Annotated in this window: 15 protein-coding genes; 5 read left to right on the plus strand and 10 right to left on the minus strand. The window is 58.9% G+C overall.

Annotation, left to right across the window (positions count from 1 at the left end; translation table 11 throughout):
* From tuf to WA157_RS18715, 8 genes are all read right to left on the minus strand, one after another.
* On the minus strand, positions 1-1,067 hold a 1,067-nt coding region (tuf, locus tag WA157_RS18680), incomplete at its 3' end, for an elongation factor Tu (RefSeq protein ID WP_422622410.1).
* A 180-nt stretch (positions 1,068-1,247) separates the two neighbouring features.
* Positions 1,248-3,350, minus strand: coding sequence for an elongation factor G (fusA, locus tag WA157_RS18685; RefSeq protein WP_422622411.1), 2,103 nt, complete (start codon positions 3,348-3,350; stop codon positions 1,248-1,250).
* A gap of 163 nt (positions 3,351-3,513) precedes the next feature.
* A complete protein-coding gene (rpsG, locus tag WA157_RS18690; protein WP_011466062.1) occupies positions 3,514-3,987 on the minus strand; it encodes a 30S ribosomal protein S7 in 474 nt (157 codons plus the stop codon).
* Between the two features lie 149 nt (positions 3,988-4,136).
* Positions 4,137-4,514 carry a 30S ribosomal protein S12 gene (gene rpsL, locus WA157_RS18695; RefSeq protein ID WP_011466063.1) on the minus strand — a complete coding sequence of 126 codons (378 nt, stop codon included), beginning with the start codon at positions 4,512-4,514 and terminating at the stop codon, positions 4,137-4,139.
* 189 nt (positions 4,515-4,703) lie between these two features.
* Positions 4,704-5,891 carry a D-alanyl-D-alanine carboxypeptidase family protein gene (locus tag WA157_RS18700; RefSeq protein ID WP_422622412.1) on the minus strand — a complete coding sequence of 396 codons (1,188 nt, stop codon included), beginning with the start codon at positions 5,889-5,891 and terminating at the stop codon, positions 4,704-4,706.
* A 115-nt stretch (positions 5,892-6,006) separates the two neighbouring features.
* The gene (locus WA157_RS18705; RefSeq protein WP_422622413.1) at positions 6,007-6,390 is read right to left on the minus strand and encodes a (2Fe-2S) ferredoxin domain-containing protein; all 384 of its coding nucleotides are present in this window, start codon (positions 6,388-6,390) and stop codon (positions 6,007-6,009) included.
* A 10-nt stretch (positions 6,391-6,400) separates the two neighbouring features.
* Entirely contained in the window at positions 6,401-7,495 is a 1,095-nt protein-coding gene (locus WA157_RS18710; protein ID WP_422622414.1) for a VanZ family protein, read from the minus strand.
* Between the two features lie 16 nt (positions 7,496-7,511).
* Positions 7,512-7,940 (minus strand): CopD family protein, encoded by a 429-nt coding sequence (locus tag WA157_RS18715; protein WP_422622415.1) that lies wholly within the window; start codon positions 7,938-7,940, stop codon positions 7,512-7,514.
* A gap of 283 nt (positions 7,941-8,223) precedes the next feature.
* Between WA157_RS18715 and hemB the strand changes: the two genes are divergently transcribed.
* The 5 genes from hemB (at position 8,224) to WA157_RS18740 (ending at position 12,927) form a co-directional block, all read left to right on the plus strand.
* Positions 8,224-9,237, plus strand: a complete 1,014-nt coding sequence (gene hemB / locus WA157_RS18720; RefSeq protein WP_422622416.1) for a porphobilinogen synthase — start codon at positions 8,224-8,226, stop codon at positions 9,235-9,237.
* Positions 9,238-9,295: 58 nt separating this feature from the next.
* Positions 9,296-10,537, plus strand: coding sequence for a magnesium transporter CorA family protein (locus WA157_RS18725; RefSeq protein ID WP_422622417.1), 1,242 nt, complete (start codon positions 9,296-9,298; stop codon positions 10,535-10,537).
* Between the two features lie 124 nt (positions 10,538-10,661).
* Positions 10,662-11,429 (plus strand): basic amino acid ABC transporter substrate-binding protein, encoded by a 768-nt coding sequence (locus WA157_RS18730; protein WP_422622418.1) that lies wholly within the window; start codon positions 10,662-10,664, stop codon positions 11,427-11,429.
* A gap of 21 nt (positions 11,430-11,450) precedes the next feature.
* Entirely contained in the window at positions 11,451-12,218 is a 768-nt protein-coding gene (locus tag WA157_RS18735; protein WP_422622419.1) for an amino acid ABC transporter permease, read from the plus strand.
* Complete coding sequence (locus tag WA157_RS18740) at positions 12,205-12,927, plus strand: amino acid ABC transporter ATP-binding protein (protein WP_422622491.1); 723 nt, start codon at positions 12,205-12,207, stop codon at positions 12,925-12,927. Before WA157_RS18735 ends, WA157_RS18740 begins: the two co-directional genes overlap by 14 nt.
* A 25-nt stretch (positions 12,928-12,952) precedes the next feature.
* Here the strand turns inward: WA157_RS18740 and WA157_RS18745 are convergent, their stop codons facing one another.
* On the minus strand, positions 12,953-13,645 hold the full coding sequence (locus WA157_RS18745; RefSeq protein ID WP_422622420.1) for a dienelactone hydrolase family protein: 693 nt from the start codon (positions 13,643-13,645) through the stop codon (positions 12,953-12,955).
* 26 nt (positions 13,646-13,671) lie between these two features.
* Positions 13,672-14,274, minus strand: a complete 603-nt coding sequence (locus tag WA157_RS18750) for a 2-hydroxychromene-2-carboxylate isomerase (RefSeq protein ID WP_422622421.1) — start codon at positions 14,272-14,274, stop codon at positions 13,672-13,674.
* Between the last annotated feature and the right edge of the window lie 55 nt (positions 14,275-14,329).

Genomic DNA, 14,329 nt, shown 5'->3' on the forward strand with positions numbered 1-14,329 from the left:
CCCGGCATCACCATTTCTTTGCCTTCTGGCAACTCGATCGCACCGGTCACGTCCGTGGTACGGAAGTAGAACTGGGGACGGTAGTTGTTGAAGAACGGGGTGTGGCGGCCACCTTCGTCTTTGGACAAGACATAGATCTCGCCCGTGAAGTGGGTGTGCGGTTTGATCGAACCGGGCTTGCACAGCACTTGGCCGCGTTGCACGTCTTCACGCTTGGTGCCGCGCAGCAAGATGCCGACGTTGTCACCCGCTTGACCTTGGTCGAGCAGTTTGCGGAACATTTCGACGCCCGTGCAGGTGGTCTTTTGGGTGTCGTGGATGCCGACGATTTCGATTTCTTCGCCGACTTTGATGATGCCGCGTTCAACGCGGCCGGTCACCACGGTGCCACGACCGGAGATCGAGAACACGTCTTCGACGGGCATCAGGAAGGCGCCATCAATGGCACGTTCCGGCAGGGGAATGTAGCTGTCCAGCGCATCAGCGAGTTTCATGATGGCTTGTTCGCCCATGGGGCCTTTGTCGCCTTCCATGGCGAGTTTGGCCGAGCCATGGATGATGGGGGTGGTGTCGCCCGGGAACTCGTATTTGTCGAGCAGTTCACGCACTTCCATTTCAACGAGTTCGAGCAGTTCGGCGTCGTCGACCATGTCGCATTTGTTCAGGAATACGATGATGTAAGGCACGCCGACCTGACGCGCCAGCAGGATGTGTTCGCGGGTTTGCGGCATGGGGCCGTCAGCGGCGGACACGACCAGAATGGCGCCGTCCATTTGCGCCGCGCCGGTGATCATGTTTTTCACATAGTCAGCGTGGCCGGGGCAATCGACGTGGGCGTAATGGCGATTGGCGGTTTCGTACTCGACGTGGGCCGTGTTGATGGTGATGCCGCGCGCTTTTTCTTCGGGCGCTGCATCGATCTGGTCGTAGGCCTTGGCGGTGCCGCCAAATTTGGCCGCCAGCACGCTGGTGATGGCCGCTGTCAGGGTGGTCTTGCCGTGATCGACGTGGCCAATGGTGCCGACGTTGACGTGCGGCTTGCTACGCGAAAATTTTTCTTTTCCCATTTTCAAATCCTTAGAAGAGCAATACCCGTGAATTGGTTTAATGTTTGCAGTTCGTCACGGTTTCCCTTGCCACGGGCAGCTCGGGGTGCGAAATCGCAGACAGTTGTAAATCCGATCAGTTTGAGGACAGGGCCAGCTCGCTTTGTGCCGCTGCGGCCTGTCCCGCAAATCAAACAGAAATTATTTGGCCCTAGCCGCCATGATGGCTTCGGACACGTTACGCGGCGCTTCCGTGTAGTGCTTGAATTCCATGGTGTAGGTCGCGCGACCTTGTGACATGGAACGCAGCGTGGTGGAGTAACCGAACATTTCAGACAAGGGTACCTCCGCCTTGATGGCCTTGCCACCACCGACCATGTCTTCCATGCCTTGCACCATGCCGCGACGTGAGGACAAATCGCCCATCACGTTGCCGGCGTAGTCTTCCGGTGTTTCGACTTCCACAGCCATCATGGGCTCCAGAATCACCGGGCCCGCCTTGCGGCAACCTTCTTTGAAGCCAAAAATGGCCGCCATCTTGAAGGCGTTTTCATTCGAATCCACATCGTGGTAGGAGCCGAAATGCAGTGTCACCTTGACATCAACCACCGGGTAACCGGCCAACACGCCCGAGGTCACAGCCTCGTTAATGCCTTTTTCAACCGCAGGGATGAATTCGCGCGGGACAACACCACCCTTGATAGCGTCGATGAACTGAATGCCCTTGCCGGGTTCGTTCGGTTCAATCTTGAGCACGACGTGACCGTACTGACCCTTGCCGCCCGATTGGCGCACGAATTTGCCTTCGGCATCTTCGACCGTCTTGCGAATGGTTTCGCGGTAGGCCACTTGCGGCTTGCCCACGTTGGCTTCAACGCCAAATTCGCGCTTCATGCGGTCAACAATGATTTCGAGGTGCAACTCGCCCATACCGGCGATCAGGGTCTGGCCGGACTCTTCATCCGTTTTGACGCGGAAGGAAGGATCTTCTTGCGCCAAACGCTGCAAAGCGATACCCATTTTTTCCTGGTCAACCTTGGTCTTGGGCTCCACGGCCTGCGTAATGACGGGCTCAGGGAACACCATGCGCTCGAGCATGATGATGGCGCTGGGGTCGCACAGGGTCTCACCGGTCGTCACGTCTTTCAAACCGACACAAGCTGCAATATCGCCCGCGACAATTTCGCTCACCTCTTGGCGATTGTTGGCGTGCATCTGCACAATCCGCCCAATGCGTTCCTTTTTGCCACGAATCGGGTTGTAGACACTGTCACCTTTTTGCAGGACACCCGAGTAGACGCGCACAAAGGTCAACTGCCCCACAAACGGGTCGGTCATCAGCTTGAAAGCGAGGGCAGAAAACTTCTCGGTGTCGTTAGCTTGGCGCACCACCGGGTTTTCGTCTTCGTCCATTCCCTTGACCGGAGGAATATCGACTGGCGACGGCATGAACTCAACCACGGCATCCAGCATGCGCTGCACGCCTTTGTTCTTGAACGCGGAGCCACAATACATGGGCTGGATTTCGCTGGCGATGGTGCGGGTACGAATACCGAATTTGATCTCATCTTCGGTCAAATCGCCCTCTTCAAGGTATTTATTCATGAGCTCTTCAGATGCTTCGGCGGCAGCCTCAACCATCTTTTCACGCCATTCTTTGGCCAGCTCCACCAGTTCGGCAGGAATCTCACGGTAGTCAAACAACATACCTTGTGAAGCCTCATCCCAAATGATGGCCTTCATCTTGAGCAAGTCGACCACGCCAGTGAAATTTTCTTCCGCGCCAATTGGAATCACCATGGGCACAGGGCTGGCCTTGAGGCGCAGCTTCATCTGGTCCACGACTTTGAAGAAGTTGGCCCCGGTGCGGTCCATCTTGTTCACAAATGCCAGGCGAGGCACTTTGTACTTGTTGGCCTGACGCCAAACGGTCTCGGACTGCGGCTGCACACCACCCACGGCACAATAGACCATGCAGGCCCCGTCGAGGACACGCATGGAACGCTCGACCTCAATGGTGAAATCGACGTGTCCAGGGGTATCGATGATGTTGATGCGGTGCTCGGCAAAGTTGTTTTCCATGCCTTTCCAGAAGCAGGTGGTGGCCGCCGAGGTGATCGTGATGCCACGTTCTTGCTCCTGCTCCATCCAGTCCATGGTGGCAGCGCCGTCATGCACTTCACCAATCTTGTGATTGATGCCGGTATAAAAAAGAATGCGCTCGGTGGTGGTGGTTTTACCGGCGTCAATGTGAGCCGAAATACCGATATTGCGGTAGCGCTCAATGGGGGTATGGCGAGCCATGATGGATCCTTGGTTGATCTATATCTTCAAACTGCTACCCCCAAGGATTTTCGATCCTTGAGGCGTAGCGAGCGACTTTCAGACTGGGCACCACCCTGTTGGCAGTGCAAAAAGCGCGGCAAAAAGCCGCACCGACGCATGAAAATCGCGCAGTAACCGCCTCTTAGAAGCGGAAGTGGGAAAAGGCCTTGTTGGCCTCTGCCATACGGTGAACTTCATCCCGCTTTTTCATGGCGCCGCCCCGACCTTCGGTGGCTTCCATGAGTTCATTGGCCAGGCGCAACGCCATGGATTTCTCACCGCGCTTGCGAGCCGCTTCCTTGATCCAGCGCATGGACAAAGCCAAGCGGCGCACCGGGCGCACTTCAACCGGCACCTGGTAGTTGGAGCCACCCACGCGGCGGGACTTCACTTCAACCATCGGCTTGACGTTGTTGATGGCCATGGTGAAGGCTTCAACCGGGTCTTTGCCAGGGTTCTTCTTCTCGATCTGCTCAAGCGCACCATAAATAATGCGTTCGGCGATCGCTTTTTTGCCGCCTTCCATGATCACGTTCATGAATTTGGACAACTCGACATTGCCGAACTTGGGATCCGGCAGGATTTCACGTTTAGGGACTTCGCGACGACGTGGCATTTTTTCACCTCTTTGCTTCAGTTGGCGTCTTTATCAGACGCCGCAAAAACCATTCTGGTTTTTACTTACTCGACCCAACAGCGGGTCACTACGTTGCATCACCGCGCCACGCGGGAAACAACACCTTTTTTATTCGACCAAACGAAAATTTATTTGGCCTTTGGCTTCTTGGCACCGTACTTGGAGCGCGACTGCTTGCGGTCTTTCACGCCTTGCAAGTCGAGCGAACCACGCACAATGTGGTAACGCACACCAGGCAAATCCTTGACACGACCGCCACGAACCAGCACGACGCTGTGTTCCTGCAGGTTGTGACCTTCACCGCCGATGTAGGAAATAACCTCAAACCCATTGGTCAGGCGCACTTTGGCGACTTTACGCAGAGCCGAGTTTGGTTTTTTAGGCGTGGTGGTGTACACACGAGTGCACACACCGCGACGCTGTGGAGAGTTTTGCATCGCAGGGCTTTTGGACTTGATCGTTTCGACCTCGCGCCCCTGACGTACTAGTTGATTAATGGTTGGCATTGAAAAACGTCCCTAAACGTTTGATAGCTGTTTTGACAGCTAAGACTTAAATACTTCGAAAACGTGAATCCCTTCGGAAATTCCGAAAAGCTTTCAACTATAGCAGGTCAAGCACTTGCCCGCAATGATTTTTTGCAGCTTTGGCAGCTAGACGTTGTGTGCCAGCGCCAACTTTTCCACAGACTCTCACTACTTGATCCACAGGCGCAATGCATCCCAGGCACGGCCCAACACCCCGGCCTGCTCAACCGTTTCCAAGACCAGCAACGGCACATCAGTCAGCGTCTGCTCCCCGCTGGTGACTTTCAGGGTTGCCACTTGTTGACCCTTGGTAAATGGGGCGACCAGCGGGTCCGAGCGCAGCACTTGCGTCTTGATTTTGCCCGACGTACCCGCAGGGACAGCCACCACAATCGCCTCCGGGCGACCCAATTTGACGATCGCCGCCTTGCCCTTCCAGACCGCCGGAGAGACGACCGCCTGATTGGCATCGAACAGCTTGACCGGCTCAAACGCGGTGTAGCCCCAGTTCAGCAGCTTCTGCGACTCGTTGGCGCGCGAGTTTTCACTGGTCGCACCCAACACGATAGACAATAGGCGCCGACTTCCCGTTGCGCCCGGTGATCCGGGGGCCGCACCCGGTGCACCCAGGCCGACGAAGTCGCGCTTCGCGGTGGCGATGAGGCAATAGCCCGCGGCATCGGTATGTCCCGTTTTTAAACCGTCCACTGTCGGGTCGCGAAACAGCAGCAAGTTGCGGTTGCTGCCATTGGCAGCCGGGGTTCCCGGGTAACGATACTGCTTGATAGCGTAATAGGCCACGTAATCCGGGAAATCGCGCATCAGGCGGGTGGCCAGAATACTGAGATCACGGGCGGTGGTGGTGTGGCCCGCCTCGGTCAAACCCTCCGGATTCTTGTAGTTGGTGGACTTCATGCCCAGCGCCTTGGCTTGCTCGTTCATGAGTTGCACGAAGCGCTCGACCGTGCCGCCAACGCCTTCGGCCAACGCCATGGTGGCATCGTTGCCGCTTTGCACGATCATGCCTTTGATCAAATCTTCCACCGGCACTTTCATCTTGGGATCGATGAACATGCGGGAACCCGGCATCTTCCAGGCGCGCTCGCTCACCGGCAGCGTCTGCTTGAGGTCAATTTTTTTGCTGCGTAACGCATCAAAAACAATATAGGCCGTCATCAACTTCGTCAGCGACGCCTGTTCCACCGGGCTGTCAATGTCTTTCTCCGCCAGGAACTGATTGGCCGTGATATCGAACAACAAATAGGAACGTGCGGCAATTTCGGGCGGCTGGGGCGTTTGTGCCGAAACCGATAAACACACTGCGGCAGCAAGAGTCAAGAGTAGTTTTTTCATCATGAATTGGTTGCGCCGATCTTGCATGCTGCAAGTCGGACTGAATTTATGCTATATAAATAATAGCTTATTACGCTTGATGAGCGGTGGCTAGAGGCCAAAAACGCTTAAAAAAATCTTAGCGGCCCAGCGTCGGCGGGATGAGAAGTCGTTCCACCACCTGGCCGTTTTTCAAGTGCGACTCCACGATTTCGTCAATGTCGGCGTTGTCCAAATACGTGTACCAGACCGCCTCCGGGTAAACCACCAGCACCGGTCCGGCAGCACATCGATCCATGCAGCCGGCCTTGTTAACCCGGACCTGCCCCGGGCCTGCCAGGCCCGCTGCCTTGACCTGCGTCTTGCAGTGATCGAACGCTTGCTGCGCCTGATACTGGGCACAACACTGTTCGCCGTTTTTTCTTTCATTGAGGCAAAAGAAAACATGCCGCTCGTAATAGGATTTGAGCGGCTGCAGGTCAGGGACATGACCTGACTCACTGTTGAATTTCGTTTCAGTCATGACCGGGATTCTAGTTTTTTGTGTCTCTGACCCAAACCCTGAACAGCACATAGACCAGAGTTGCATAAGGCCACAACCACCCCACCCACTGCGCCAGGCCGTGAAAACGGATAAAACGTCCCTGCTCCCACGTGGACAAGGTTTGCGCAAAATAGGGACTGGCAGGTGCCTGATTAAGCAAGTCAAGGTGAACGCCCAGCGCCAGCAACACCAGGGCCGCGCTCACACGTCGCGGCACCCCCAGCAGCAACAGCGCCAGCACCATCGCTGCGACCAAGCCGGCCTTGACCGGCACGCTGAACCATGCCCAAGCATGCTCCGGGCCATAACTCAAGGCGGCCGAGAGCGCCGTCACCCCCATCCCGCAGGCCAACACCAGCAACAAGAACAGCAGGCGCCGAGAGGTCGCGCGGATGATGCAAAAACCAAGCAGACACGGAATCAGCATGCCCAGCATGACGCAGACCAGCTCAGCACCTGGCACCAGGGGTTGCAGTTCGATATCGCGCACCGGCAGCCAGTCCAGCAACGGTGTGTCCTGCAGAATATCGCCCAAGCTTGATTCGAGCCGTTCCAGCACCTGCCCCAAGCCAAATGGCACCGCCGCCGGGAACAACAGGCCGACCGGCCACAAAGCCAACAACACGAGGCCTCCCCGGGCATCCGCCACAAACCAGCGCGCCCTGAAAATGCTCCAGCGCTCTATGACCCCCAATTCTTCCATGCCCCAGGCCAGCAACGCGCCCAGCCAGGCCCCCACCACATTGAGTCCCAAATCCACATTCGAGGGCACACGAAAGGGCAAATAATTCTGAAATGACTCCAGCGCCAACGATAAGAGGCCCGCTAACAACGTCGCCAGCGCTACGGCAAACCGCCCCCTGCCAGTGCGCAACGCGCTAAGCGCCAACAAAAAGCCGAGCGGCAAATAACCCAGCAGATTGATCGTGACATCAAAACCGGTCCAGTATTTGGGCCACGGGCCGCTGAGGAAAGCCCAGGGCACGACGCCCTGGTAACGCCAATCGGAAAAGGGGTACAGACTGGCGTAACAGATCAGCCCAACGTAGATCAAAGCCAGGGGCCACGCTGAGGTCTTGTGCATCAACGCCCGCCCGGATTCAGAACGGCTTGACTACCACCAGCAGCACCGCCGCCAGCAGCATCAGTACCGGCGCCTCATTGAACCAGCGGTACCAGACGTGGCCATGACTATTGTGATTGGCCACAAACTTGCGCAGCAAAACGCCACAACTGTGGTGATAGCCCAATGCCAGCGCCACCACGGCCAGCTTGGCATGCATCCAGCCATTGCCCGGTCCCCAGCCAATGCCATAACCGGCCCACAACCACACGCCCAGGCCCACGGCGGGCACCGCGATCAGGGTGGTAAAGCGAAGTAATTTGCGCGCCATCAATAACAGCCGCTCACGCTCGGGGGCAGAATCAGCAGGCACCATGGCCAAGTTGACAAAGATGCGCGGCAGGTAAAACAGGCCGGCAAACCAGCTGGCAACAAAAACAATGTGAAGCGATTTAATCCAGAGCATAAGCGGCAGTTTAGTATGGAGCGGCCGACCTGGTCTTGTGGCCGCGCTGCTGGACCGGCTTCGCTTCGAAGCCAAAGCATCGGGCAAAAAAAACCCCAGCTCGAGGGCTGGGGTGGTAAGCCTATTTGCTGTCACACATCAAGGCCCCGCTCAGGGAGGAAAAGCGGGAGGCGGCGAACCGCCCACGCGTAATTTAACAAAAATCCGCCTCCGTTTCAAGAATACGAATGAAATATTTTGTAATCAGCGCGACCAAACCCCTGGACCCCTTACACTTTTAACCATGACAACCTATGCTTCTTACCCCTTGGGTCGCCCCCGCCGTTTGCGCCGTGACAGCTTCACACGCAACCTGGTCCGTGAAAATGCACTGACCCCGCATGACCTGATCTACCCGATTTTTGTCGTGGACGGCCAACGGCAACGCCAGGCGGTTTCCTCCATGCCCGGCGTGGAACGCCTGAGCCTGGACCTGCTCCTGCCGGTGGCCGAGGAATGCGTCCAGCTGGGCATCCCGGTGATGGCCTTGTTCCCGGTGATTGAGCAGTCGCTCAAAACCCCCGATGGCCGCGAAGCCTTCAACCCGGACGGTCTGGTGCCGCGCGTGGTGCGGGCCTTGAAGAAAGAATTTCCCGAGTTGGGCATCATGACGGACGTGGCGCTCGACCCCTTCACCAGCCACGGCCAGGACGGCCTGCCCAGCCCGGACCCGCTGGAAGACGGCTACATCATGAACGACGAAACCGTCGAAGTACTGGTCAAGCAGGCTCTCTGTCAAGCGGCTGCCGGTACCGATATCGTCGCCCCCAGCGACATGATGGACGGGCGCATCGGCGCCATCCGCCAGGCGCTGGAAGCGAATCACTTCATTCACACCCGCATCATGGCCTACAGCGCCAAATACGCGTCCGCGTTTTACGGCCCGTTCCGCGACGCCGTGGGCTCGGCGGCCAATCTGGGAAAAAGCAACAAGAAGGTCTACCAGATGGACCCGGGCAACTCCAACGAAGCGCTGCGCGAAGTCGCGCTCGATATCGCCGAGGGCGCCGACATGGTGATGGTCAAGCCCGGCATGCCGTATCTGGACGTGGTGCGCCGCGTCAAGGATGAGTTCAAGGTCCCCACTTTTGCCTACCAGGTGTCGGGCGAATACGCCATGCTCAAGGCCGCAGCGCAAAACGGCTGGCTCGATCATGACGCCGTCATGATGGAAAGCCTGCTGGCCTTCAAGCGCGCCGGGGCCGATGGCGTGCTCACTTACTTCGCCCGTGACGCGGCTCGATTACTACAAAAATAATAGCTACTTACGAAATAGGTACGGTGGCTAGAGGCCGATTTCTTATATAAATTCCGTGATGAAACAGCCCCTGCGGATTTTCACCATTGACGGCACTGGCGTCAGTGAGACCGTGATTGCCGCCGACGGGGAGACCCCCGGTTTGACACCGCAAGAGCCCGCCGCCGCGTCGGCCCGGCTCACCGCGCTGGCCGCGCTGCAGCAAGTGCGCCTGCCAGAAAACGGCTACCTCTGGATTGCTTGCGCCCGCGCGCAGTTTGATGTGCTGCAAACCCAGCTGCAGGCCACGCTGCAAGCGCTCACCGGCATGCAACTGCTTGATTTGCACGTCTCTGACCTGCTGAACCAGCAACTGCCTTCGCGCTACGACTACACCTCGCAATACGACCTGCTGGTGTTTCGCCGTCTGGCGGCAGGCGGCCTGGCGGTCGATCCGGCGCAGCCTGGCCAAACGCTGAACCATTTGCCCGCGCGCGGTGGTCCGCCCATTTTGCGGCGCATCGACACCAGCCCGGTGGGTTTTGCGGTGTTTGACCGCGTGCTGCTGACGATCCACCCGACCGACTGTGCGATGCGCGACGCCTATGCCGCGCGGCTACTGGCAGCCGGCGGCCACTCGGCATCCTCTCACAACGGCAACGGCGTCACCCCAGACAGTCGCTCGGCCGGAGCGCGGGGCGTGCCTGCGCACCCGGCCGACATGATGCTGCGCATCGTCAACCAGATGGTGGACAGCTACCTGGAACTGCGCCGCGACCTCACGCACCAGCTCGACCACTGGCAGGCAGAGTTGCTGGACCCCAAGACACGCTTCAACAACTGGAGCGCACTGCTGAGCGCACGGCTGTCGCTGCACCATCTGGACGAGATCTGCGAAGACCAGCACAGCGCCGTGCAGGACTGGATCGAGTCCCTCAAAACCTGGCCCGAGGCCGACACCCCCTTGAGCCAGAGCGAGCATGAGCTGCTGCTGGTGCGCAGCCGCGATGTGCTGGAACACATTGAGCGCGTGGTGCATCACGTGCGCCGACTCGAGCAAAGCGCCGAGGCCGCCGTGCAGATGCACTTCAACGCCCAAAGCCACCGCACCAACGAGATCATGCGCACGCTCACGGTGCTGACCGCCATTTTTTTGCCGCTGAACCTGATTGCCGGCATTTTTGGCATGAACTTTGACTTCATCCCTTTGCTTCACCGATCCAACGGCTTTTGGCTGGCCATGGTGGCCATGGGGTTCACCGCCGTGACCTTGGTGGTGTTTTTCTGGCGCAAACGCTTCCTGGAGCGCTCGGCACGCTGAACCATCCGGCCCCGCCCGAAGTGCGTCGGTTCAAGTGTTGCAAGCGTTACCATCAACGATCTTCCCTTGGCGTCCATGATCTGGACGCGCCAGCATTTTTTCCTTAACCTCATAGGACGCGACCATGAACCTCCTGCACAAAATTGTGGCTTCGGCCGGCTTGCTCACACTCGCACTGGGCAGCGTCCAGGCTCAGAACAAGGAGCTGGTCGTCGGCTCCAGCGCCACCTACCGCCCGTTTGCCTACGAAAACCCAGCCAAAGAGATCGTGGGTTATGACGTGGACATCATCAAGGCGGTCGCGCAAAAAGCGGGACTGCAGATCAAGGTTGTCAACACACCCTGGACCGGCATCTTCGCGGCCCTCAACAATGGCGACGTCGATCTCGTCATTTCTGGCGTCACCATCAACGACAAGCGCAAACAGTCGTATGACTTCACCATGCCCTACTTTGAAGCGCGCCAGCTGATCGCGGTCCAGAAAGACAGCACGGCCAAAAGCCTGAAAGACCTCGCTGGCAAAAAAATTGGCGTGGTCACGGGCAGCACGGGCGACGACACCGCCTCGCGCGAATTCGGCAAAACCAACCCCGATATTCGTCGCTTTGAAAGCACCCCCGTGGTCATCTCCGAGCTGGTCAACAGCGGTGTGGACGCTGCCATCGGCGACAACGGCGTCATCGCCTTTCGCGCTCAGGAGCACAAGCAGCTCAAGACCGTGAACGATCCGAGCTTTCCCAAAGAGTACTTTGGCATCGTCGTCAAGCAGGGCAACAAAGCGCTGCTGGACAAACTCAATGCCGGTCTGAGCGCCATCAAGGCCGACGGCAGTTACGCGCAGATCTACAAGAAATGGTTCCTGGCTGAAGCGCCGGTCCTGCCAGTCCAATAAGCCCGAGGTCGCACTTTCCCGATGGAGCAAGTACTCTGGTTCGGCTGGTTTCGCGCTGACATCATTGCCGAGTACGCCGTGCTGTTCTGGCGCGGCCTGCAAATGACCATGCTGGTCACGCTGATCTGCATCGTGCAGGGCACGGCGCTGGGCCTGGCCATCGGCATGGCGCGCCTGGCCGAAGCGCGCCATGCGCCCGCCCGGCAGCTGTGCAAGTTCGCCTTGCGCTGGCCCTCTACCGTGTATGTCAGTTTTTTCCGCGGCACCCCGCTGTTTGTGCAGATTCTGCTGATTCACTTTGCGGTGCTGCCGCTGTTCATCAACCCGGCCGACGGCCTGCTGATTTCAGGCGAAACCGCGCGCAACCTCAAACAAAACTACGGTGCCTTCCTGTCCGGCGTGATCGCCCTCACCCTCAATGCGGGCGCCTATATTTCCGAGATCTTCCGGGCCGGCATCCAGTCGATCGACCGCGGGCAAGTCGAAGCCTCCCGTTCACTGGGCCTGTCATTCCCTCGGACCATGTTCCACGTCGTGTTGCCGCAGGCGTTTCGCCGCATGCTACCGCCGCTGGGCAACAACGCGATCTCACTGCTCAAGGACTCGTCACTGATTTCCGCGATTGGTCTGGCCGAGCTGGCCTACGCGGCACGCACGGTCGCCGGCGCGTATTCGCGTTATTGGGAACCCTATCTCACGATTTCGTTGATGTACTGGGTGTTGACGCTGGGCCTGGCCTATGTGGTGAAGAACCTGGAGGCGCGTTATGGACGAGGTGATACGCGTTAAGGGCCTGACCAAGCAGTTTGGGACCCTGGAGGTGTTGCGGGGTATTGACTGCAGCATCCAGGCGTCCGAGGTGGTGTGCGTGATCGGTCCCTCCGGCTCGGGCAAAAGCACCTTTCTGCGCTGCCTGAACGGTCTGGAAGATGCGTCCGGCGGGCAGGTGCTGGTGGGCGGCGTTTCGGTGCATGACCCCAAGACCGATGTGGATGCCCTGCGTTCTGAAATCGGCATGGTGTTTCAGCGCTTCAATCTTTTCCCGCACAAAACCGTGCTGGAAAATATCACGCTGGCCCCCACCAAGGTGCGCGGCCTGAGCGCCGCGCAAGCCCACAGCCGCGCCCACGAATTGCTGGTCAAGGTCGGTCTGCTCGACAAGATTGACGCCTACCCGAACCAGCTGTCCGGCGGGCAACAGCAGCGTGTGGCCATTGCTCGGGCCCTGGCCATGCAGCCGCGCATCATGCTGTTTGACGAACCCACGTCTGCGCTCGACCCCGAAATGGTGGGGGAAGTCCTGGCCGTCATGCAGGCCTTGGCCGAGGAAGGCATGACCATGGTGGTGGTCACCCACGAGATGGGCTTTGCCCGCCAGGTCGCGGACCGGGTCCTGTTCATCGACGAAGGCCTGGTGGTCGAGGAAGGAACACCGGCCGACCTCTTTGATCGGCCCCAGGAAGAACGCACACGCCGCTTCCTGAGCAAGGTGCTGTAGCGCGGCACAACAACCTCGCGGGACGTCAAGCCAAATGCCTGGCCAAAAAGGCCAGCGTGCGCTCACGCGCCAGCGCGGCAGCGGCGGCGTCGTAGGCGCTGCGATGATCGCAGTTGAAGCCATGGCTCGCCTGATACAGGTGCACCTCCACCTCAGGGTGCGCTTGCTGGAAGGCTTGCACCCCATCCAGCGGGATCGATTGATCCTGCTTGGCAAAGTGCGCCAGCACCGGACAGATCGGCGTGCGTCCGATCTCCACGGCACGGGTCATGCCGCCGCCGTAGTACGGCACCACCGCACGCAAGCCCGACAACTGGCAGGCCGCGCGCCAGGCCAGCAGGCCGCCCCAGCAGTAACCCACCAGGCCAACCTTGCCGCTTGAGCCCGCTCTCAAAGCGTGGTCGATGGCGGCTTGGATGTCCTGCATCACGCCAGGTGGCGCCAGCCCTTCCACCGCTGCCTTCAGGGCCACGCCCGCCGCCACGTCGGCCGGGCTGTAGCCCAGTTCCACGCCCGGCTTGACCCGGTGAAAGGTGGCCGGCGCCAGCACCAGGTAACCTTGCGCCGCAAAGTCATCGGCCACCGCGCGAATATGCGGGTTGACCCCAAAAATCTCTTGCAGCACGATGATCGCCCCTTTGAGCGGCCCTGCCGGTCGCGCCTGGTAGGCGGGAAATTTGAGGCCGTCTGGCGCCGTCAATTCAATGAAATCAGCCATCTGCATGCCCTTTTGAAAGTTTTTGTTCAGTTGGGATTGAGCTTGCGCTCGACGAAGTCCAGCCGGTCCTGGCCCCAGAAGATTTCGCCGCCCAGGCAGTAACTGGGCGCGCCAAATACGCCCGCTTCGATGGCGGCCTGGGTGTTGGCATCGTATTGATCCTGCACAGCCTGACTGCGCGATTGCGCCAGCCGCTCTGATGGCAGACCACACTCGGTGATCAACTCCGCCAGCGTTTGGGCGTTGGCGATGTCGCGCTGCTGCTCCCAGACGGCGCCAAATACTGCGCCGCTCAGGCGCAGCGCCGCCTGCGCACCGTCCTGCAGATCCACGGCGATGATCAGCCGCGCGGCATCGTCGGGCGCGACTGGAAAATAACGCGGTTGCACGTTCAGGGGCAACTTCAAGACATCAGCAAAACGAGCCAGCTCCAGCAGTCGATAGGCCTGGCGCTGCGGCGCGCGTTTGAGCAAAGGCAAGCCACCTGAGATCGCGAATATTTTTCCAAAATCGGCCGGCAACACCCGAACAACGGCGTTCGCCGCCTTGGCGATCGCCTCAAAACGGGCATGACCCAGGTAGGTCCAGGGGCTTTGCGGGGCAAAGTAGTAGTCAATGCTGGTGTTCAATTTATTTTCCTGTTGGGCGTTTGTCTCTTGGGTGCGGCGGGCATGAGTCCTACCA

It is taken from the genome of Rhodoferax ferrireducens, assembly GCF_049302455.1.
GTDB lineage: Bacteria > Pseudomonadota > Gammaproteobacteria > Burkholderiales > Burkholderiaceae_C > Rhodoferax > Rhodoferax ferrireducens_B.